General features: G+C 48.1%; 20 protein-coding genes. 6 read left to right on the top strand and 14 right to left on the bottom strand.

All coding sequences use genetic code 11. From position 1 onward, the window contains the following. Nucleotides 1-134 precede the first annotated feature (134 nt). From mdh to citZ, 3 genes are all read right to left on the bottom strand, one after another. Entirely contained in the window at nt 135-1076 is a 942-nt protein-coding gene (gene mdh, locus BS614_RS13535; protein WP_074094381.1) for a malate dehydrogenase, read from the bottom strand. A 15-nt stretch (nt 1077-1091) separates the two neighbouring features. Beyond that, the gene (gene icd / locus BS614_RS13530; RefSeq protein ID WP_036609828.1) at nt 1092-2384 is read right to left on the bottom strand and encodes an NADP-dependent isocitrate dehydrogenase; all 1293 of its coding nucleotides are present in this window, start codon (nt 2382-2384) and stop codon (nt 1092-1094) included. Between the two features lie 147 nt (nt 2385-2531). Further along, complete coding sequence (gene citZ, locus BS614_RS13525; RefSeq protein WP_074094380.1) at nt 2532-3644, bottom strand: citrate synthase; 1113 nt, start codon at nt 3642-3644, stop codon at nt 2532-2534. Between the two features lie 549 nt (nt 3645-4193). Here citZ and ytvI point away from each other — a divergent pair. Further along, nucleotides 4194-5312, top strand: a complete 1119-nt coding sequence (gene ytvI / locus BS614_RS13520) for a sporulation integral membrane protein YtvI (protein WP_036609832.1) — start codon at nt 4194-4196, stop codon at nt 5310-5312. Between the two features lie 102 nt (nt 5313-5414). Here ytvI and BS614_RS13515 read toward each other — a convergent pair whose 3' ends face one another. From BS614_RS13515 to BS614_RS32130, 8 genes are all read right to left on the bottom strand, one after another. After that, nucleotides 5415-5813 carry an FxsA family protein gene (locus BS614_RS13515; RefSeq protein ID WP_036609835.1) on the bottom strand — a complete coding sequence of 133 codons (399 nt, stop codon included), beginning with the start codon at nt 5811-5813 and terminating at the stop codon, nt 5415-5417. Nucleotides 5814-5820: 7 nt separating this feature from the next. Then, nucleotides 5821-6357, bottom strand: coding sequence for an acyl-CoA thioesterase (locus BS614_RS13510; protein ID WP_074094379.1), 537 nt, complete (start codon nt 6355-6357; stop codon nt 5821-5823). A gap of 101 nt (nt 6358-6458) precedes the next feature. Further along, entirely contained in the window at nt 6459-7886 is a 1428-nt protein-coding gene (gene pyk / locus BS614_RS13505) for a pyruvate kinase (RefSeq protein ID WP_017689492.1), read from the bottom strand. A 105-nt stretch (nt 7887-7991) separates the two neighbouring features. After that, nucleotides 7992-9023: an acetyl-CoA carboxylase carboxyltransferase subunit alpha gene (locus tag BS614_RS13500; RefSeq protein ID WP_074094378.1), complete on the bottom strand. Its 1032-nt coding sequence runs from the start codon at nt 9021-9023 to the stop codon at nt 7992-7994. Continuing rightward, nucleotides 9024-9917, bottom strand: a complete 894-nt coding sequence (gene accD, locus BS614_RS13495) for an acetyl-CoA carboxylase, carboxyltransferase subunit beta (protein WP_036609844.1) — start codon at nt 9915-9917, stop codon at nt 9024-9026. It lies immediately after the preceding gene. Between the two features lie 405 nt (nt 9918-10322). After that, a complete protein-coding gene (locus tag BS614_RS13485; protein ID WP_074094377.1) occupies nt 10323-10511 on the bottom strand; it encodes a glutamate decarboxylase in 189 nt (62 codons plus the stop codon). 282 nt (nt 10512-10793) lie between these two features. After that, nucleotides 10794-11285 (bottom strand): phosphatidylglycerophosphatase A family protein, encoded by a 492-nt coding sequence (locus BS614_RS13480; RefSeq protein WP_036609851.1) that lies wholly within the window; start codon nt 11283-11285, stop codon nt 10794-10796. A 309-nt stretch (nt 11286-11594) separates the two neighbouring features. Further along, nucleotides 11595-15734, bottom strand: coding sequence for a DNA polymerase III subunit alpha (locus BS614_RS32130; RefSeq protein ID WP_244898315.1), 4140 nt, complete (start codon nt 15732-15734; stop codon nt 11595-11597). A 266-nt stretch (nt 15735-16000) separates the two neighbouring features. On the opposite strand from BS614_RS32130, the gene BS614_RS13465 reads away from it, so the two are divergent. The 3 genes from BS614_RS13465 to BS614_RS13455 all read left to right on the top strand — a co-directional run bounded on the left by BS614_RS13465 (nt 16001) and on the right by BS614_RS13455 (nt 17264). Then, nucleotides 16001-16330 carry a YtrH family sporulation protein gene (locus BS614_RS13465; protein ID WP_026081169.1) on the top strand — a complete coding sequence of 110 codons (330 nt, stop codon included), beginning with the start codon at nt 16001-16003 and terminating at the stop codon, nt 16328-16330. Between the two features lie 21 nt (nt 16331-16351). Further along, nucleotides 16352-16840 carry a sporulation membrane protein YtrI gene (locus BS614_RS13460; protein WP_036609856.1) on the top strand — a complete coding sequence of 163 codons (489 nt, stop codon included), beginning with the start codon at nt 16352-16354 and terminating at the stop codon, nt 16838-16840. An 82-nt stretch (nt 16841-16922) separates the two neighbouring features. Further along, nucleotides 16923-17264: a YtpI family protein gene (locus tag BS614_RS13455; RefSeq protein ID WP_084174517.1), complete on the top strand. Its 342-nt coding sequence runs from the start codon at nt 16923-16925 to the stop codon at nt 17262-17264. 144 nt (nt 17265-17408) lie between these two features. Here BS614_RS13455 and BS614_RS13450 read toward each other — a convergent pair whose 3' ends face one another. The 3 genes from BS614_RS13450 to BS614_RS13440 form a co-directional block, all read right to left on the bottom strand. After that, nucleotides 17409-18743, bottom strand: coding sequence for a DRTGG domain-containing protein (locus tag BS614_RS13450; protein WP_036609860.1), 1335 nt, complete (start codon nt 18741-18743; stop codon nt 17409-17411). A 211-nt stretch (nt 18744-18954) separates the two neighbouring features. Next, nucleotides 18955-19239 carry a hypothetical protein gene (locus BS614_RS13445; RefSeq protein WP_085981456.1) on the bottom strand — a complete coding sequence of 95 codons (285 nt, stop codon included), beginning with the start codon at nt 19237-19239 and terminating at the stop codon, nt 18955-18957. 195 nt (nt 19240-19434) lie between these two features. Further along, the gene (locus tag BS614_RS13440) at nt 19435-19782 is read right to left on the bottom strand and encodes a YlbF/YmcA family competence regulator (protein WP_036609862.1); all 348 of its coding nucleotides are present in this window, start codon (nt 19780-19782) and stop codon (nt 19435-19437) included. Nucleotides 19783-20019: 237 nt separating this feature from the next. Here BS614_RS13440 and BS614_RS13435 point away from each other — a divergent pair, with 237 nt between their 5' ends. Beyond that, nucleotides 20020-21387 (top strand): YheC/YheD family endospore coat-associated protein, encoded by a 1368-nt coding sequence (locus BS614_RS13435; protein ID WP_074094376.1) that lies wholly within the window; start codon nt 20020-20022, stop codon nt 21385-21387. A gap of 50 nt (nt 21388-21437) precedes the next feature. Next, complete coding sequence (locus BS614_RS13430) at nt 21438-22628, top strand: YheC/YheD family endospore coat-associated protein (RefSeq protein WP_074094375.1); 1191 nt, start codon at nt 21438-21440, stop codon at nt 22626-22628. Nucleotides 22629-22680: the final 52 nt, after the last annotated feature.

Below are 22680 nucleotides of genomic sequence, written 5' to 3'. Positions count from 1 at the left end.
ATTTTCATCCTCCTCAACATTTTCGGTGTGCTATACATCACATCCCATTATACTGGGGAACTTATCCAAAGAAAAGAAAACCTCCGGGTTTACCGGAGGTTTTCTTTTAGCTTCTGTTCAAAAAGTTTTCAAACTTACAGGTTTACTACCGAAATGACGTTGCGAACCGAATCAGCCGATTTATCCAACCCTGCTTTTTCTTCCGCTGTCAGGTCAAGTTCGAATATTTTCTCAATGCCATTACCACCCAAAATGGTTGGTACACCGAGGAACAAATCATTATAGCCATATTCACCTTCAAGATAAGCGATCACTGGAATGATACGTTTCTTGTCCTTCAAAATGGCTTCGGTCATCTGAACAAGCGAAGCTGCTGGTGCATAATAGGCACTGCCGTTACCCAGCAAATTCACAATCTCGCCTCCGCCAACACGTGTGCGTTGAACAATGGACTCAATGCGTTCTGCCGGAATCAGCGTGTCAATCGGAATACCACCTACACTCGAATAACGAACGAGGGGTACCATATCGTCCCCGTGGCCGCCAAGAACGAATCCACGAACATCTTCAACAGATACGTTCAACTCTTGCGCAATGAAGGTACAGTAACGTGCTGTATCCAGAACACCTGACTGACCGATAACACGGTTTTTAGGAAAACCAAGGGTCTGATAAGCTGCATAAGTCATCGCATCCACCGGGTTGCTTAGAATAATGACGATGGAATCAGGGCAATATTTTTTCACATTTTCACAAACGGACTTCACGATACCCGCATTCGTATTGACCAGATCGTCGCGGCTCATACCCGGTTTACGGGCGATACCAGCGGTGATGATTACAATCTCAGAACCTGCAGTATCTTCGTAGTTGGAAGTACCGACGATATGACTGTCAAATCCTTGAACAGGACTTGCTTCCATCATATCGAGTGCTTTCCCCTTCGTCGGGTTCTCCAGTTGAGGAATATCAACCAGCACAACATCCCCGAGTTCTTTTTGGGCAAGCATTAATGCGGTCGTAGCACCGGTAAAACCGGCGCCGACTACTGTGATTTTTTTGCGCTGAATAGTCAAGATTCACATCTCCCCTTACAGGTTTTTAATGATTTGATCCGCGAATTCAGAACATTTCACTTCAGTAGCGCCGTCCATCAGACGTGCAAAGTCATACGTTACTGTTTTATTGTTAATGGATGTTTCCATACCTTTGTAGATCAGGTTAGCTGCTTCTTGCCATCCCAAGTGCTCAAGCAACATTACTCCGGACAGAATAACGGAACCTGGGTTCACGACATCTTTGTCCGCGTATTTAGGTGCAGTACCGTGAGTTGCTTCGAAGATAGCATGTCCTGTTACGTAGTTGATGTTCGCTCCAGGAGCGATACCAATTCCGCCAACTTGCGCTGCAAGTGCATCGGACAGATAGTCACCGTTCAGGTTCAATGTTGCGATAACATCAAATTCGCCTGGACGAGTCAATACTTGTTGCAGAGCGATATCGGCAATCGCATCTTTTACGATGATTTTACCAGCATCTTCAGCAGCTTTTTGTGCTGCATTCGCTGCATCTGTACCTTCGTTTTCTTTGATGATGTCGTATTGTGCCCATGTGAATACTTTGTCAGCGAACTCTTCTTCAGCCACTTCATATCCCCAGTTTTTGAAGGCACCTTCTGTGAATTTCATGATATTACCTTTGTGTACCAATGTAACCGTCTTACGGTTATGGTCAATTGCGTACTGAACTGCTGCACGTACCAAACGTTTCGAACCTTCGGAAGAAACTGGTTTGATACCAATACCGGAAGTCTCAGGGAAACGGATTTTGTTAGCACCCATCTCCTGTTGCAGGAACTGGATCACTTTTTTCACTTCTTCAGAACCTTCAGCATACTCGATTCCTGCATAGATATCTTCCGTATTCTCACGGAAAATGACCATGTCTACCAACTCAGGACGTTTAACCGGAGAAGGTACACCGTCGAAATAACGAACAGGACGCAAGCATGTGTACAGGTCAAGCTCTTGACGCAGGGCTACGTTCAGGGAACGAATACCGCCACCGATTGGTGTAGTCAATGGTCCTTTGATCGCTACGATATACTCACGAATGGCTTCCAGTGTATCATTCGGCAACCACTCACCGTATGTATCGAATGCTTTTTGTCCAGCAAACACTTCATACCATGCGATTTTTTTGTTGCCATCATAAGCTTTTTCAACAGCTGCATCCAATACACGTTTGGAAGCTTTCCAGATATCACGGCCTGTACCGTCACCTTCGATAAATGGAATGATTGGATTACTAGGTACTTGAAGTGTACCGTTATCAATTTGGATTTTTTCGCCTTCAGTTGGGTGAGCAAATTTTTCTAATTTCATAGTTAAAATTCCTCCTAGGTTTCGTATATGCAGTATTCATCATACCACTAGTCTTGTTGAGAGAAGGGTCCTGAGAGCTTAAGCCAGTAAAGCCTCTGCTTTCCAACCCTTCACCTCGTCCATATTATTATACTGTTTTTGCGGCTATTAGCGAAGTTCAATAGAAACGTATTTCTGTTCTGTAGGGCCAGTGTACTCCGCACGTGGACGAATGATGCGATTGTCCGCAAGCTGTTCCAAAATATGCGCTGTCCATCCAGACACCCGGCTGATAGCAAAGATCGGAGTGAACAATTCCTGTTCGATCTCCAGTTGGGTATATACAGAAGCAGAATAGAAGTCTACGTTAGGCTTCAGTCCTTTTTGTCCTGTTACCAGTTCCTCGATCTTCACAGACATATCATACAAGCGCGTATCATTGTTCATCTCGCCAAGTTCCTTGGACATCTTTTGTAGATGTTTAGCGCGTGGATCACCGTTTTTGTACACCCGGTGTCCAAAGCCCATGATCTTTTCACGATTATTCAGTTTTTCCTGAATTGCCGATTCAAGACGATCAGGCGTACCGATCTCATTCAACATTTTCATAACGGCTTCATTAGCACCGCCATGCAGTGGTCCCTTCAGTGCGCCAATGGCGGAAGTTACACCGGAATAGATATCTGACAGCGTAGCAACCGTTACACGTGCTGAAAATGTTGACGCGTTCAACTCGTGATCCGCATGCAGGACAAGGGCTTGATCCAATGCTTTCACTGCGGTCTCGGATGGTTCTTCACCAGTCATCATATATAAAAAGTTCTCTGCGATGGAAGCGCCTTCTTTTGGAGCCACAGGTTCTTTGCCCTGACGGATACGGGCGATGGCTGCCACAATCGTTGGCAACTGTGCTTGCAACTTAACCGCTTTGTTCTCATTCGCTTCCGTTGTCATCTCATCCGCTTGCTCGTCGTACAGTGCAAGTGCAGAGACAGCGGAACGAAGTGCTGCCATGGTACTGACGTTTTTCGGGTACAATTGGATTTGTGCAATCAACTCGCTCGGAATCGGCGCGTAATCGCTCAGGCTTTTACGAAGGGATTTCAGTTCATCCGTTGTTGGCAATTTACCAAACCACAACAAATAGGCAACTTCTTCAAAGCTGGCATGTTCAGCCAAATCGTCGATATCGTAACCACGGTATGTGAGCACACCGTCTACAATAGAACTGATCGAAGAGGTTGTCGCAACGATGCCTTCCAGACCTTTGGTAGCTGTCATATTACATCTCTCCTTTAATAAGCGAAATCAGGAACAATAAGCGAAATCAGGAACCATTCCAGAGTGTCATATAAGTGCCAAAATGCACCTATTCTCTTTTTGTAAACATTTTCATTTTAAAATTAACAAATATTTCAAACTGTGGTTTTCCTATCTGTCAATCGGTATTTACTTATAACATCATACTGGATTTTGTCGTTTATGTGAACATGATGAGAGTTCATTCGCACATCAAACTTCTTTATCGGACCGATAAAGAAGTTTTGAAAGCCTTTACAAAAACAAGGTTGACATTTAATGTTTTTTAACCAATCCTGTCGTATGTAGAACTTTCTATTGCTATATTCTGTAATACTAAGGCATACTCTAGGCAAAAGAAAGAATCCCCATACATCTTGTTCAAAATCCGCTTTTGAACAAGATCTGATAACATCCCGGCGTTTCAAAACCTTGTAAATGCTCTATATTAATTAAGATAGCCATCTATTTCTAATACTGCTTCATGGATCATACATAGGTCGGCTTAATTGAACTAAGGAGAGTTGATGCTTGGATAGAATAATAATGAAACGCCTGCTCCGTGGCTTATGGGTTATCATTGCGGCCGTTCTGATCGCCGTTGCCATATACTTGCTGTTCCCGCTTCTGTACCCTTTTGCGATTGCCTGGATTATCGCCTATGCCATGAATCCATTAGTGAAACTGCTTCAGCATCGAGCACGATTCCCGCGCTGGCTGGCTGTGACTCTTTCATTGATCCTTTATTTTGGAGCCATTGCGGTGGTGCTGTCTGCGGCGATTACCCGAATGGTAAAAGAAGTCATTTCACTTACGACAAGCTTTGATCTTCATGTTGATGAGATCAAGGACACATTTGTGCGCTGGACCCAGAATGACACCATTCAGAGTTTGACTGCGCAGATCAATGAATTTTACAAGGAGAATCCCAACTACCAGGAAACCATCAACAGCAATATCAGTAAAACGACCGAAACGGTGGGTACAGCCGTGACCGATCTGGTCACCGGATTTTTCAACATGATTCTGAGTCTGCTGACTTCCCTGCCGAACATGGGCGCGGTATTAATCGTTGTTCTGTTGTCTACATTCTTTATTAGCAAAAGCTGGACCAGGCACAACATCACCGTATCTGGATGGGTACCCTCTTCCATTCGCAAGCCGATCTCCGACATATGGACCGACCTTAAAAAGGCACTGTTTGGATACGCAAGAGCACAATTGATCATGATCTCGATTACAGCACTATTCGTCATGATTGGACTGCTTATATTGCAAGTCAATTCAGCCTTCACCATCGCTCTGATGATTGGTTTGGTCGATCTGCTTCCTTATCTGGGTGTTGGCCTTATCATGGTGCCTTGGGCAGCGTACCTCTTTATGAATGGGGATCTGTATCTGGGTATTGGCATTAGTATTATCTATCTGATCTTACTGATTGCCCGTCAGATTATTGAACCGAAGGTACTTGCAAGTAGTGTAGGGCTCGACCCACTCGCTACGCTGGTTGGCATGTTTGTGGGTTTGAAGTTGTTCGGTGTTCTGGGCTTGATTATTGGCCCTGTCAGTCTCGTGATTCTCGATGCGTTCAATCGGGCTAACGTATTACGCGACCTCAGAACGTATATCATCAACGGACGTGTCCGATGAGGCATCATCTTATGAGCACGCAGGAAAAATAGAAAAGGGCTTCGTTCAACAGAAATCATCTGCTGAGCGGAGCCTTTTCCATTATACAAAACAACTGGTGTTTCATTTCGGACGACGATAAAACGTAATTTTGCCACTTTTCATTTTTTTCTCCAGCCACCCCAGGAAGAACAGACGGTACACCGGACGTGTTAATGGAAATACCAGTGTAAAGCCGATCAGATCCGTTACAAAGCCTGGAATCAAAAGCAAGAAACCACCGACAAAAATAAAAAGACCATCGACCATTTTTCTTCCAGGTACCTTGCCACGCTCCATCTCGGATTTGGCGTCCACAAGTACTTTTCGCCCTTCAAACTGCAACATTGCTATACCAATCAAGGACGTGAGAATCATGAGAAGCAATGTCTTTCCGGCTCCGATCCAGTCACTCATCAGAATAAAACCAAATAATTCAATCACCGGAATGATTAAGAGTAAAGCCCACATCCATTTTCGCATTGACGTATTACCCCTTTCCCGAAAGCCACACCTTTTCAAGCGCGCTGTATAACTCAGAGGCTGCCTTATCCAGCCGAACTGGTTTCCAGTCCCCATTCACCCATACATGCTGGGTAGAACCTGTAACTAGCCGTTCACCGGGGAGTGATTCATCAGTTGACCATACCCGTTCTCCAATCGCCATACGCTCATCAGGTTCTTCAGACATGCGTCTTACGTCATACTCATAATTCAGTCGCAGACCACTAAATGCAGCAATACGGGTGAAAATGATAATCTCATCATCATATCGGGCAGGCTTGTGATACTTCACATCCAGTCCGGTTACGGGAAGCAGTAACCCCTGTTCCTCCATTTTACGATATGTATACCCCATTTGGCGAATCATCTCAGTTCGACCGATTTCAAACCAATTCAAATAGTTCGCGTGGTAGACCACGCCCATCTGGTCACTTTCTTGATAGCGTACACGAAGACGTGCCGCATACCAGTTACCATTGCTCTGTTCTCGCACGTTATCGGCCTCCTTCGTTCTATCATTCATACGTGTTACCTCGTTGTAAAGTGTCAATAAGATGGAAAAAAAGCAACGGGACAATAAAGCCCCATTGCTTCTTTCCTGTTGCTTCTCCATCCAAGACGCTATTAAGCGTTGTTTGGAATTTGGCTTACTTTAATCAGGTTAGTAGAACCGGAACGACCCAAAGGTACACCTGCTGTAATCACAACCAGGTCTCCTTCTTTAACAAGTCCGGATTTTACGCCGCCTTCAATTGCATTTTCGAACAAAGCATCCGTGGAATCAACCAGTCTTCCTTTGACAGGAGTTACACCCCAAGCCAGAGCCAAACGACGGGAAGTTCTGTCTTCCGTTGTCACAGCGATGATTGGAGATTCTGGACGATACTTGGAAATCATGCGTGCAGTATGTCCTGATTCAGTCGAAGTAATGATCGCTTTTGCGTTCAAATCTTGAGCTTGAAGAGCAACCGATTGACTGATTGCTTCTGTAACTGTTGTTTGTTGAGCAACACGTTGTTTCAGGTACAACTCTTGGTAAGGCAGAGCAGATTCTGCTTTTTCAGCAATACGGGACATGGTCAGAACAGATTCAACCGGGTATTTACCCGCAGCTGTCTCACCGGACAACATGATTGCGTCCGTACCGTCGAAGATCGCATTCGCCACGTCACTTGCTTCCGCACGTGTTGGACGCGGGTTACGCTGCATGGAATCCAGCATTTGTGTAGCCGTGATAACCGGTTTACCTGCAACGTTACATTTTTGGATCATGCGTTTTTGTACCAATGGTACTTCTTCCGCAGGAATCTCAACACCCAGGTCTCCACGAGCAACCATCAGGCCGTCAGACACTTCAAGGATTTCGTCGAGGTTATCGACACCTTGTTGGTTTTCGATTTTGGAGATGATTTGGATATGTCCAGCATTGTGTTTTTCAAGCAATTCACGAATCTCAAGTACGTCACTTGCTTTACGTACAAAAGAAGCCGCGATGAAATCGACACCTTGTTCGATACCAAATACGATATCGTTAGCGTCTTTTTCGGTGATACCCGGCAGAGAAATGGCAACGCCCGGAACGTTAACACCTTTTTTGCTTTTGATCGATCCGCCGTTAACGATACGGCATTTGATCTCGGTGCCTTGCACTTCCACCACAGTCAGTCCGATCAGACCGTCGTCGATCAGAATTGTAGATCCCGGTTCAACATCATTCGGAAGATCTGTATACGTAATGGAAAGACGTTCTTTGGTTCCCAGAATTTCTTCTGTTGTCAAAGTGATGTACTCGTCTTGAACCAATTCGATCGGTTCAACTTCGAGTTTACCTGTCCGAATTTCCGGTCCTTTAGTGTCCAGCAGGATCGCTACTGTTTTGTTCAACTCTTCGCATGCTTGGCGAATCGCAATGATCCGTCCGCCGTGCTCATCGAAATCACCGTGGGAGAAGTTCAGACGGGCCACATTCATACCGGCCATAATCAATTTTTTGGTGTTCTCCAGAGATTCACTGGATGGACCAATGGTACATACAATTTTCGTTTTACGCATTTTGGGTTTCCTCCGATTTTAAAGGTATTACTCTTTATCTATTTTTCTTTTTCCAACTATTAAATTTACTATACTTTTGCTCATTTGTATAGGAAATTCGTCACATTATTCAGCATTTCCCGACAAATTACTCGCAACATCGACTTTTACAAGCTCTTGAGGGGCTTCAATGGATGCTTGAGGTTCAAACGTGACCGCTCCAATTTTACGGAATTTCTCATAACGATCCTGTTTCAGCTGATCCCCGCTCCAACCCTTCATATCGTCGAGATGACGGACCAAAGCTTCACTGATGAAAGCAGCAGACGCTTCATAATCCCGGTGAGCACCGCCGCGTGGCTCAGGGACAATCTCTTCAATGACTTCCATCTCCAGCAGGTCTTTGGCTGTTATTTTCATCGCTTCAGCCGCCTGATCTGCCTTGGATGCATCCTTCCAGAGAATCGAAGCAGCGCCGTTCGGAGAGATTGCAGAATAGATCGCATGTTCCAGCATCAACACACGATTACCCACAGCCATAGCGAGGGCACCGCCGCTTCCACCTTCGCCGATGACCACAACAATAACAGGAACAGATAGCTTCGCCATTTCCATCAGGTTGCGAGCAATCGCTTCCGATTGACCTCTCTCTTCTGCAGTATTACCCGGATACGCCCCTTTAGTATCAATAAACGTAATAATAGGACGGCCAAATTTGTTCGCTTGTTTCATCAGACGAAGTCCTTTTCGGAAACCTTCTGGATGAGCGCTGCCGAAAAAGCGGGCGATATTATCCTTCGTGTCTTTCCCCCGCTGTTGTCCGATTACCGTTACTGTCTTTCCATTCAGCTTGGCAAGTCCGCCAACAACCGCAAGATCGTCTCCGAACATGCGATCACCGTGCAGCTCAATGAAGTCCGTAAATATCAACTGGATCAGATCCAGCGCCGTTGGGCGCTGCTGATGCCGGGCCAGATGCATTTTCTGAGCTGCTGTTATACCAGTGTAGATCTCTTCTTCAAGTCTATGGTAACGTTCTTCCAGGCGGGCAATCTCGTCCGTGAAGTCGATCCCTTTTTCCTGTCCAAACTGTACGAGTTCATCAATCTTTTTGCGCATCTCAACCAGAGGCGCTTCATATGGCAACTCACCCGCCATTTAGACCCCTCCTTTTTCACTATGCATATCCAGAAGCTTGCCAAGAGTGGCCCGAAGCTCTTTCCGGTGCACAACCATGTCCAACTGACCATGTTGCATATTAAATTCAGCCGTTTGGAAATCATCAGGTAACTTCTGACGGATCGTCTGTTCGATAACGATTCTGCCGGCAAAACCAAATACAGCGCCAGGTTCGGCAATATTAATATCGCCCAAGCTCGCAAAACTTGCCGAGACTCCACCTGTCGTTGGGTCCGTAATGACCGAAATGTACAGCCCGCCCTGTTCATCCAAACGGGATAAAGCTGCGCTTGTTTTGGCCATTTGCATGAGGCTGAGAATACTCTCTTGCATCCGGGCACCACCTGATGTTGAGAAAATAATCAATGGTAACCGTTTCTCTGTGGCATGCTCAATGGCACGGGTAATTTTCTCCCCTACAACAGAACCCATGCTGCCTGTGAAGAAATCAAAGCTCATGACAGCCACAACTACAGGCAGGCCATCAATAGTCCCTTCCCCTGTAATTACCGCTTCCTTAAGACCTGATTTCAGGCGTTGTTGTTCCAGTTTGTTGCTATATCCAGGAAAGCCAAGTGGATCAACCGATATCATATCAGCGTCAAACTCAACAAATCCTTGATCATCAAGTACCATAGCAATGCGCTCCATAGCGTTAAGACGCATATGGTAACCGCAGGCAGGACATACTTTCAGATTTTTCTCCAATTCCTTGCTATATTGAATGGTGCCGCATTTGCTGCACTTGTTCATAAGCCCTTCAGGTATTTCACGTTTTGGGCGTTCTAGGACTTCCTGGCCTTCGCCGGGAAGTGCACGCTCGGAAGGTATGGTAGCGTACTTCCGTTTCTTCTGGAATATATCTTTGAACACAACTACACCTCTCCAGCCGTTGATTTGATGGCCGCAACCTGCAGAGCGCTGCTTGTGGCAGCTTCATCCGCGTGTTACGGTAAACCGCTTACGACCCACACGCTGCCATGGGCCTTGTCCAGCATTCACAACAAAAAAATCCGCCGGTACAGGGCAAGGATCACCGGCTTCTGTCAGCACGATTGATGTTACCTGCAAAAACCGAAAGATTGTTGCGCCGATGTTTGAATCTATCTTGGTAGGGTCTCCGGGAGCAACCAGGTCGGTCCTTGTCCTAACAAAAAAAGAAGGAAGGACAGCAGCATACAATACATGCAAGTCGATTCCTCTCTCCGCTTACGCGATTAGTCCCTTATGTACCGATGGTACTTCTTCATCTGCCAAGGCACGTTGATGTCGAACAACTCAGGAATGCAGAATGGAATTCAGCACTTCCTGGACCTCTTCCAATTCCCTAGAAGGGACGCGAATCTCAAATTGCTGCTTGGATAAACTGATGGGACGGGTCTGTACCAGAAAACCTTCTTCCGAAAGCTTGGTCTTGATCTTGTCCGCAACCTTTGCTGTCGGTGCAATGTAAATCACCGTCCACATGCCTTGTCCGCCCCCTAAGCTAATGTTCAGAGCCCGTATATTGGACTAATGATAACATACCTCACTTTTTTTCTGCAAGAAAGGGTTCAGGACCTTTGGGGAGAATTTGGGATCATGAGGGACATTAGTCCCCCACGAATAACTCATATGGTTGACGAAATCTTCTTGTTCATCCCCATCGATAAGCAGCATCAAGCCTATCAGGGCAGCCTCGGCCGCCCTTGATGACTTCATATGAGCCATTGGAGTGACAACAGCATATAAGCATGGAAATACAGGGGGTTAAAGGTCTGAGGGGTATTTTTTGGCTTTAATATTTTTGTGTGCAATTCGGGCAGAAGCCGCAGCGGCCACCCCTGCGACCAGATCATCCAAAAAAACATGAATGGCTGTTGTGTGTTCGTTCAAATCATGAATTACACCTATTTTTTCTTTATCCAGGTAACCAAAGCTGGTTAAACCAATCATACCATACACATGAGTAATGCCGAGGGCCAGAGTCTCGTCCACTCCATACAGAGATTCATCCGCTTCCATAATAGCCTGTAACGGTTGGGGCAAGAGTTTTTTCTCCGCAAGTTCGTCGAGAGCAATACCCGTATAGAGCGTATATTGCACCTCTCGTTTCTGCAGAACGGATTTCACGCTGGTTACACAGTCGTCCAAGGTCAGTTCGGGGTGGTACCCTTTTTGCAGACGGTATACAATTGCTGCGATTGCATCAATCCGTACACCCCGCCGGGCCAGCATGGCTTCTACGATTTCATATGACATATCTCGACCTCCCGCATCAATCCCCCGAGGACCGCGAGGTCCTTCGGTGTTCTCAAGTGTATGCAGCAACCTGTTAAAATGTTCATAAAATGTGCGGATGGTTAAGACCAGTCGCACCCTAAACCTGTTTCAGGATTGTACATTCCACTCTGGTCTGTAGCTGGCCTATAACAAGTCTGCAATTTGTTTGTTTAAACCCTGTCGTCAGGGAACCGCGCTCGCACTAAAATAATCAAAAAAAACCTGTTCAGCATTGAGCCAAACAGGTTTCATACTATGGATAAGTGCTATCACTTACGGGACAGCCTCTTATTTAATTTTGACTGTGCCATCACCCAGCATTTTCTCCATCTCGGAGAACAAGGTTGGTGATGGCTTAATCCGGTAGGTATCACTCAGCGCAAGCAACTTCTGCTGCTGCTCATAGAAGAGCACCGTCGCCACAGGTCCGGGATGCTCCTGAAGCAGCTGCTTCAGCCGTGCCAGAAGCTCAGGCTTCTCCGCATGCGGGGCAATCTTCACGAACACCCGCTGCTCCACGGCCCGCGGTTCGCGGCTCTGCTCCGGCCTGCCTGCCGCCTCAGCGGCACCGCCAGGCCGGGAAGCCGCCGCCATGGCTGCGCCCGTACCCGCCGCATCGCTGCGCGTCGCTGCCGAGCCTTGGCTCCCGCTGCTACGCGCACCGGAAGCATCCCCGCCTGCGCTGCTGCGCTGCGCTTCGGCTCCTGCGCCCGCTGGCCGCCGCGGCGAAGCCGCCTGCGCCGGGCGCGAAGAGCTGCCGCTGCCGGGCTTGACGCGCCGGTCACGGCTGCGCAGCTGCTGCTCCAGTGCCGCCGGTGACAACGGCACCACTTCCTCAGCCAGCAGCTTAAACCCTTCGTCCTGCTGCTGCACTTTGGCACGCACGACGAGCAGTTCACCTTTCCCGACATGTTGCTGGCTACGCCGCCATACCTCGGGAAAGAGAACCACTTCACAGCGTTCAATCTGGTCTTCCAGCTCCATGAACGCCATAGCCTTGCCCTGTTTCGTCGTAATCGACTTCACAGACACAACCATACCCGCGGCGACGGTCATCGTGTCGTCTGCCGCCTCGGTCAACTCCATGATCCGGTCAGCCCCACTCGATTCCAGCACATCTTCATAGTCATCCAGCGGATGCCCGGAGAGATACAAACCTAACAACTCTCGCTCTAGCTCCAGTTGCTGCCCTGAGGAATAAGGAGGAATTTCCGGGTATTCAATCTCCCAGTTTGGCGTCTCAACAAAGTCGAACAATTGAATCTGCAGATCCTCACGTTCCTTGCGCCATTTCAGCGCTGCTTCAACAGTCTCATCCAGCATCGCCAGCAATTGGGCCCGGTGCCCAGGTAATGTGTCAAAAGCTCCGGCCTGGATCAGCGATTCAATCACACGTTTGTTGCATACACGCAGATCCACACGACGACAAAAATCGAGTAAACTGTCGAACGGTCTCTCCTGCCTTACGATCATAATGCTTTCCATTGCTTGGGTACCGACATTTTTCACAGCGGCCAGACCAAATCGTATTGCACCCGTTAATTTTTCCTCATCCGGATTATCATTAGACACTGCAACGTTCTTCTCCACAGAGGACAGTTCACCTTGCTCCGCGCGCGAAGAAGACGCCTCTTGTCCTTCGTCATTACCATTATCCATTGAAGAAACCGTTACCAATCCCGGTTCCTTCCGGTTGTCGGATGCCTCAGGCATGGTTGTCGCTGCCTGCCACTCATATCCACCACCGTCCTCTTCCGGTCCAGGACCGGGATCATCCGGCAGAGGTGCTTCACCATATTCGGCTTGTCCCGAATGCCCATCATGCTCATGAACGTGATCTTCCCTCAAGGAACTCCCGTTACCATTCGTGGCATGTTCTTCGGAAGGGCTTCCGGCGTCACTCTCTGCATCTGCTCCCGCAGTCTGCTGCGATGCATTGCTCTGATCCCCAGTTCCTGCGCTGCCGGACGGCACAAATACAGGTGTAAACAGAATACCGCTCTCATTCACATCCGGCGGAAGCACCTCCATGTCCATACGCCGACATTCCACCACGTACTCTGCCACTTTCCGATGACTGCCCATTACGGCTGTTAACATGGATGCCATAAAATGAACCTGATAATGCGCCTTCAGATACGCCGTCTGGAACGCAAGCACACCATATGCCGCGGCATGAGCACGCGGGAAGCCATAGTTGGCAAACTTGACGATCATATCATAGACCAGGTCTGCCTCTTCTTCGCTATACCCTTGTTTCAGACTGCCTTGTACAAAGTGTCCACGCTCCAGATCCAGCACTTCCCGTTTCTTCTTGGAGACCGCTCTGCGGAGCAAATCTGCCTCACCCAACGAGAAACCCGCCATCCGGGAAGCAATCTGCATGATCTGTTCCTGATACACGATGATACCGTACGTATCTTTCAGGATAGGCTCCAGATCCACATGGGGGTAATCCACTTCAATCTGTCCATGCTTGCCCTGAATGTATTTGGATATGAACTCCATCGGACCCGGACGGTACAAGGCAAGTACCGAGATTACATCTTCAAAACTACTTGGCTTCATCTCTTTCAGCACACGGCGTACCCCGGCAGATTCCAGTTGGAATATGCCCATCGTGTCCCCTCGCCCAAGCATCTCGTACGTTAACGGATCATCATCGGGGATAAGGCGGAAATCCGGAATTTCTCCATGTTCCCCAATCCAGCGTACACACCGCTCAATGATTGAGAGGGTACGCAAACCAAGAAAGTCCATCTTAAGCAGCCCAATTGACTCCAGGTTTTCCATAGAATACTGGGTTAACGCTGTCCCTTCACTGCCCTCCTGAAGTGGCACTGCATCGGTCAGCGGGTCACGGGAGATAACCACTCCCGCTGCATGCGTCGAAGCATGCCGTGGCATACCTTCGACCTTCATCGCCATATCCAACAGCTCACGCGTCTTGGGCTTGGTTTCATACAGCGCCTTCAGCTCAGGTGTAGCTTCCATGGCCCGCTCGATGTTAATACCAAGCTGCGCCGGAATCAGCTTTGCAGCCTTGTCCACTTCACCATAAGGCACATTCAGTGCCCGTCCAACATCACGTACGGCTGCACGAGCAGCCATCGTTCCAAACGTAATAATCTGGGCGACATGGGCTTTGCCATATTTATGTGCGACATAATCAATGACCTCATCACGCCGTTCATCGCTGAAGTCAATATCAATATCCGGCATGGAGATCCGCTCGGGATTCAGGAATCGTTCGAAGAGCAGGTTGTATTTCATCGGATCAACATCCGTGATGTGCAACGTGTACGCTACCAGACTTCCTGCCGAGGAGCCCCGGCCTGGTCCAGTAACAATTCCTTGTTTATGCGCATAGGCGATAAAATCCCAGACTATCAAAAAATAATCCGAGAACCCCATGCTGTCGATTACACCGAGTTCATACGCCAGGCGTTGTTCCAGTTCGGATCGAAGCTCCGCGTCTGTCCAACGTGTGGACTGCGCATAACGCTCCTTCATTCCTTCTTCGCACAGCTGACGCAGATACGAAGAAGGGCTGAGTCCATCGGGAAGAGGTCTATATTCAGGCAAAATCGATTTGCCAAATTCCAGTTTCAACTCACAAGATTCCGCAATGCGGACGGTATTTGCCAGAGCTTCCGGTACATGAGGAAACAAACGAGCCATCTCTTCTTCACTTTTCAGATAGAGCTGATTCGTTCCAATTCGGAGCCGATTCTCATCATCCACGGTCTTGCCCGTTCCGATACAGATCAGCACGTCCTGAAGCTCAGCATCCTCTTCGGACAGGTAATGCGCATCATTGGTGGCTACAAGCGGAATCTCCAGCTCGGCAGCCAGTTTGATCAACTGCGGATTTACCCTTTTTTGCTCCGAAAGCCCGTGATCCTGAAGTTCCAGATAGAAGTCGGCACCAAAGATATTTTTGTAACGTAACGCCGCACGTCTCGCCTCTTCTTCTCGTCCATGCAGCAAATGTTGTGGTACTTCACCACCCAGACACGCACTTAGACAGATAATGCCCTCGTGATGGGCAGCCAGACTTTCCATATCTACACGGGGTTTGTAATGAAAACCTTCGAGATGTCCAATCGAGCACAATTTCATCAGATTACGGTAACCCGTCATATTTTTGGCCAGCAAAATCAAATGATGAATCGGTTGATCCTTGCGGCTTCCCCGCTCTTTGCGGGACCCTGCTGTCATGTATGCCTCGCACCCTATAATCGGCTTGATGCCTCGCTCAACGCAGGCTTTATAAAAAGGAATTGCACCATACATCACGCCATGGTCGGTCAGCGCAAGTGTCGTCATTCCGAGATCTGCAGCCTTATTCACGAGATCCGGAATACGCGCAGCGCCGTCCAGCAAACTGTATTCGCTGTGAACGTGCAAATGCACAAAAGAACTCATGTTTTTTTCTTCCTTTCGCCGCAGATAGTCGCAGCATTGATCTTCTGATCCGTCTGCTACCCTATCTATCTCATATATATGAATTAAATAAATAAAAAAATGGAATCACCTATTAAAATTCGTGACAACCTCTTAAAAGGAGACTTTATTATTCTATTTTATCATAACGTTCGGGGGCACGCCCATACAATAGAAGTACAAGCCGCTCCCCCTGTGACAGACCGAAGACAGGAGGTGTGCTGCTAGGTCTGAAAGGGGTGTTGCCAGTGAGCACATTTTTGTCCAAAGCCATTCTTGATTTCTTTATTGCGTTTGGAATCGTGCTGGGCGGCGCGATGATCGGAGGTATTGGAGCCGTGATCTCTCTTCAGCCTCCGACACAGACGATGCTCGATATTTCTGGAAAAATAAAGATATGGGCACTCGCAGCCGCTGTTGGCGGCACAATAGATCCCATGCGTGTCATCGAGAGTAATTTTCTGGATGGTAACCTGTCTCCGGCGGTCAAACAAATCCTGTATCTGATCTCTGCTTTTATGGGCGCGCATATGGGAACCGAGCTGGTAAAATGGGTGTGCGGCGGAGGCCGGAGCTAATATGAGACAGGAACAGCGTTCATGAGAGTTCCGCCATTTTCTCGTTACCGCCCGCTGATGCGAATGACCGCTGTGTTTGTTCTGGGAATGATCGCTGGATGTGTCGTCTACAACGGCGTATTTCACCTGAGTTACAATGCGTTGTGGCTGAACAATCAGGAGCTGCAGCTTCAGCTGCATCAGAATGAGGAGGATATCAAAACGCTGAAAAAATACAGTAAACGCCAAACCGTTATCAAGGAAATCAAAGTCCGTGCAGAAGAATCGGATAAGGGGCCAGACGAGGCTTCTCTGAAAGTGATGTTACAGAAGCTCGGAGACGAACTTGAGGTACTTCGGGGCAGAGATGTATTCAACATCGATGAGTATAGCAAAATGACGCGAATCATGCTGAATCAGAAAGTGTACTCGGTCAGGGAAAAGGAGTACACCGTTCAGGTCAAAACGATGCTGGTTATGGAAGGCGTACTGCAAGTTTGGGTACAGATTCGCATGCACGTTCCTGCGTAACAGCAAAAAACTGCCCTTGTCTGCATCTCTGCATGGTACAATAAGGGCAGTAAATGCTTTCCAGAAAAGGAGCTGCGTCTTTGTGTTCATTGATGTACTCAAATATGCTCTAATCGCCATCTTTGCTGTTGCCATGGTTTTTGCAGCGTTAAACAGTATTCGTTCACACAGAAGTTCGGATGCTACCAGCGCCGGTCTGTACCGTTCGTGGACAAATATCTGGATGGGTGGCATGCTTGTCGTGCTTGCACTGATTCTGATGTTTGTCTTCACGGGTTCCACTTTATCTGTGGTTGTGGAAGCGCTATTTCTGATTATGGGTGCGTATAATGTATTTGCCGGAATACGTAATCGCAGTTATTATGCACGGCTTCAACAACGGTCCAATAATGGATCAGGTAAAATCTCTGGACAATCTGCATAATTCGTTGAAGTGTTATTGTTGTGTCTGCAAAAAGAGAGTACTTCCCTTCATTAAGCGAAGCCAGAACCGCGCGACAGCGCAACCCGGCAGAGCTTCTCGATCAGGGAGTACTCTCTTTGTTTATGCCCGAGGCAACGTACCCTATTAGGCATGGTCAATCGACTGCAATGTCATTACGGCTTTGCATACCACACTGCCTTCACGGGTAACCACAATGTCCATTTTGCACGTTCGACGGCTGGTTTCCAGAATTAACGGTCGAACCAGGATCTGATCCTCAATCTGTACCGGTCGAACAAAATAAGTCGTTACATTATCCACCACATGGTCGTTCCCTGTAACATCCCACGCTGCCCGCCGGCCAGCCTGGGTCATCACATTCAAAAGAACACCTTCGGAGATCGTACCCAGATCCGTTGCCATCTGAGGAATGATGAATCCGTGAAATAACAATTCGTTCTGTTCACCACGCTCCTCGGCAAACCCGTTCCAGATCAGATGATCAAACGTCTCTCCCAGTTGTGGCTGCTTCTGTGCATCCCGCATCGCCTGAAGCACTTCCTTGCGTGTGACGGACGCAATCAGTTTGCGATTCCGATCCACAATGGGCAGAAAATCGATGCCTTCCCAGGTCATAATCTGGGCAGCAGAAGCAAGAGATGTCTGCAATGAGGCCGTAATCGGGCGGCGTATCACGCATTTCTCAATACTTTGATCTTCTTTCAGTTCACTAACATCCTTCAGACTCACAATCCCGATGACCCGGTTCCATTCATCCACCACCGGGAAGCGATGTTCACCCGTCTCTGAAACCAACATATGAAAATCTGCGGCTGAACTGGTCACCTTCAATACCTGCAAGCGAGGTTTCTGACCAATGATATCCTCAACAAGCATAATTTTTTTCTTAATCAGCCGGTCGAAGATCGCACGGTTAATCATTGAAGCCACCGTGAATGTATCATGTCTGGATGAAATAATCGGTAGCCCAAGCTCGTCAGCCATAATTCTTACTTCACGACTTGTCCCAAAACCACCCGTAATCAACACGCCCGCTCCCTGTTCGAGGGCAAGCGAGTGAGCATCTTCACGGTTACCCACAATCAGCAGACTCCCAGCGTCAATATAACGGGCCATTGCCTGTTCTTTCATCGCACCAATCACATACTTGTGCAGCGGTTTGGCGAGCCCTTCGTTACCACCCAGCACATGGCCCTCAACAATGGTCACCACATCAGCAAAGGTCAACTGTTCCGACATACCCCGAGGTCTCTTCTCGATCCGCACCGTTCCAATTCGTTCCTTGGTCACGACCAGCCCGAAGTTCTCCGCCTCTTTCACCGCACGATACGCTGTCCCTTCACTTACACCCAGCTCCCGCGCAAGTCCACGTACTGATATTTTGCTACCAACCTTCAGTTGTTCAATATGTTGAAGTAACTGTTCATGCTTCGTTACGTTCTCTTCCTGTCCGTCCAACTGTACCACCCCCGAAGATGCATCTGTACTATACTGTATCTATTATAACACGGCTTCAGGAAAATAACCCCACCCCTACCCATTCTCACAGGCAAGTTCGCCATCTGAATTTAATCATCCCATTAACCTCTAATTCTGTATGTACCAAAAAAAGACCGGTTCCTTTGTATCAAGGGATTCCGGTCTTCCATGTTGGATCTCATTCTGTACCTTATACAGACTCGCTCCGCTCCTGCTTGTCCAGCAGTTTCATCTCCCACTGCCGCAGCTTCGCCCGGCGAACGGCTTCCAGTGCACGCTTCTTCTCTTCATCCACACCGAGAATAAAATGCAGATGTGCACCAACGATTAATAAGGAGAACAGCACCCATACGATGCCAAAAATATTAACCCAGTCCATTCCTCCAGCAAAGGAAATCCGCGGCAGTGCAATGACCAGCATCGACAACGCAATAAGCAGATAGATCACATGTTTTGCTTTTTTCAACCTCTTCACCATTCACAGCTCCTTCGTTCTTGATCGACTCTATATGTCTAGTCTATGAACGATAAGGAGCTAATATGAAAGGTTCAGGTAAAAAAACAAGACAACCTTGTAGTACGTGTTCAAAAAGATCAGTTTTCAGTACCGAGAAGATGGAATGAAGCTAGGCATCCTTCGTAATCAAAAGTGGACTTTTTGAACTACTTTTTACGCTTCAGCGCCACCGTACAGATGACCCAGGCTATCAGCAATAATTTTATTCACGTCTTCAATGATGACACTGAGACGACGCTCCGCATCAAACAAGCGACGGATGTTCAGGTTCAAACTCAGTACTTCAAACAGTTTCTCCATTTTCTCCATCTCATCCGGAGCTGGCATATCCCCGCTCATCATACGTTGTTGCAGTTCCATTTGTTGATCACGGAAGTTATCCAGCATTGCTTTTGCATCTGGATCAGCTTCAATCAGCTTCATCGCGGAAGTAATCTCTTCCACCTCGCTGCTTTCTCTCAGTGCTTTGGCCAAATCATTGGCTTTGTCATAAATGTTCACTATTATTCCTCCTCAGATTGGTTTGTTCATCCGTGTTAATACACGCTTTTCTCTCCTGTCAAACAAGGGCGATCTGAAACAGGCCATCCATAACCTGCCTCAAAATCAAATGCATTTAATCCATATGGGTCAATCACCAAGGGTTATATGTCCTCATATGATGAAGCACATGCCATGTTCAGATGCCGTTCAACTTCGAGATCAGACATCAAGTTGCCGCCCGGAAGGAGATCCGTGATGTCCACTAAAAAAGTAACGATTCAGGTTACCGGCTCGGGCATCCTGCAGGACGACGTCATCATGCTGGGCGAAGGGGTGCTTAAGGCGCTTAAAATCCCTTCAGGAAGGCCGCTTCAGCTGCAATTTGGCTCTTTCCGCCGCGAAGTCACTGTTATTCCGGTACCAAGGTATGACGGGCTGCGCATCAATCAGACAGTTGCCAGCAAGACCGGTCTCGTTCCACGTTCGGTCCTGAGGGTATCCTATCGTTCTGCCAGCCGTACGCTTCGCCTTGGACCCTACATCAGTGTACTGGTTAGCCAGGATTATCCCGATCAGCCCGATCGGCCCTTTGGCTCCATCACGATGTTCTGTCAAGAACTGGTGAACGCCTGCCGTAAGCAAGGCGCCTATGTATCCTTTTTCACACCGGAGGATATTGGAGCGGTAACGGGTTATATGAAAGGCTGGGTGTATGATGACGGCTGGAAAAAGACTGTTCTGCCTGTAGCAGACGTCGTCAATAACCGGCTAACGTCCCGCAAGCTTGAGAACAAACCTAGCGTACAGCATTTTATGAAAGAAGTAAAATCGCTCTACGGCACGCAAACCTTCAATGAAAAGTTTCTGGACAAAAACGAAGTGTTTGACGCACTCAAGTCCATTTCAACGCTTAAACGAGTTCTTCCCGAGTCTCATTTGCTCAAGACGTCCGCCATGCTCAAGACGATGTGCAACCGACATCCGGTTGTATTCCTGAAGCCCGTACGTGGTTCTTTGGGCAAAGGGATCATCCGGGTCTCACGTCAGACTGACGGAAGCTTCCTGACTCTGGCGACTGGCGTCGGGGGTACCCGGAAACAAACGTATACTTCTCTGGATAAACTGTATGCCAGTATGTCGGGGAAAATGAAAACAACGCGTTATCAGATCCAACAAGGGCTGACTCTCATTGACAACAGTGGCAGACCCGTGGATTTCCGTGCGCTCGTGCAAAAAAACCGTACAGGTAAATGGAGTGTAACCTCCATCGTCGCCCGGATTGCAGGCGGGAGTCACTACGTATCCAATCTGGCACGGGGTGGAAGTCTCAGCACCGTCAAGGATGCTGTTGCCAAAACACAGTTGTCTGGATCAGCCAAAGCTTCCGCGTATGCAGGATTACACACCGCAGCACTGGATATCGCAAAAGGGATCGAGAGTGCCATCCCTGCTCATTTTGGTGAACTTGGTATTGATCTGGCTCTGGACACCACTGGGCGCGTATGGCTGCTCGAAGTCAACTCCAAACCATCCAAGAATGATAATACACCACTGAGTGAGAGCAAGATCCGCCCTTCCGTCAAAGCCATGCTTGAATACTCTACGTACCTGGCGGGTTTTTGAAAAGTTATTCCATATTGGAAACAAATCTGATAGAGGAGAGGTGCAGCGTAATGTTTCCAACATCTCAGACCAAGACACTGGCCATTCTGGTACGTGCAAACGAAGGCTCACCTCCCTTTACGGATGAACTTTTCTGCCGTCGTCTCAGTTTGGGGAGCATGAAATACGCCCTTCAGATTATTGTGATCCCGATATCGAATGATGCAGTCCATCTCCCTCTTCAATGGGGATACGTCTATCATCAAGGGAAGTGGAATTCGGTACCTGTTCCTGCAGTCGATCTCATTATGGATCGTTGTCTTCGCCCTATCTCCAGGTACGTCAGACAACAGCTTAAGGAATGGATACCAACCAACGGCACAGATCAACACCGTTATTGGTCTTCTTCCCTTCCAGGCAAATGGGAGGTACATCGTGTGTTGTCCCGAAATCCTGAATTGAGGTCACAACTCGCTCCCACAACCCGGATAGGATCGCATATTCCTTGGGAAACATGGCTGGACCGTTGGCCCAAAGGACTGTTCTTCAAACCGGTATCCGGGACTCATGGCAAAAATACCTTTCGCCTGTCTCGGGGAACGACTCCATCCACATGGATCGTGGAGGGGCGTAACGAGGACAATGAAACCTTTTTTCTTACATTCAACCATACCCAGGCTGTATCTTCCTGGCTAGCATTACATCAGGCTGAGCGTAAGATGATCGTGCAGCCATATCTGGAGCTTAGCCATCATGGAAGAGCATTCGACATACGGGCTCTAATGCAAAAGAATGGGCAAGGTCGCTGGACGCTTACCGGATGTATGGTACGGGAAGGACCCGAAGGTTCACTCACGTCCAATCTTCACGGTGGGGGTAAAGCATATCCTGCCCACGCATATCTGCTCCAGCGATATGGAACGATCCGCACGGAAACTCTGCTGAAGAGCATCCGGCAGACTGCTACTCTTATCCCCACCCTGCTGGAAAGCCGTTTCGGCAGGTTAGCCGAATTGGGGCTTGATTTCGGAGCAGATGCAGAAGGCCAACTCTGGCTAATTGAAGTCAACTCCAAACCAGGCCGCACCTCATTCGCAGAAGCGGGCGACCGACGCATGCATACCCTGACTTATACTCGGCCGCTTGCCTATGCCCGTTATCTGTTGCAACAACATGTTCTCACGGACGTCTTTCGTCCAATGAAATTGCCGAATACATCCAGCAAAGCTGGCCTGAAACCCATCCCGATTCACGGCGGCTGAGGCCCGCAGCGCCCGCTTGCCATGGAGCCCAAGGATCTTTTCAGGATAGGAG

This window comes from Paenibacillus xylanexedens (assembly GCF_001908275.1).
In the GTDB taxonomy this organism is placed as follows: Bacteria; Bacillota; Bacilli; order Paenibacillales; family Paenibacillaceae; genus Paenibacillus; species Paenibacillus xylanexedens_A.
The sequence above is the reverse complement of the archived record's forward strand: the minus strand, read 5'-3'. Positions and strand labels throughout refer to the sequence as shown.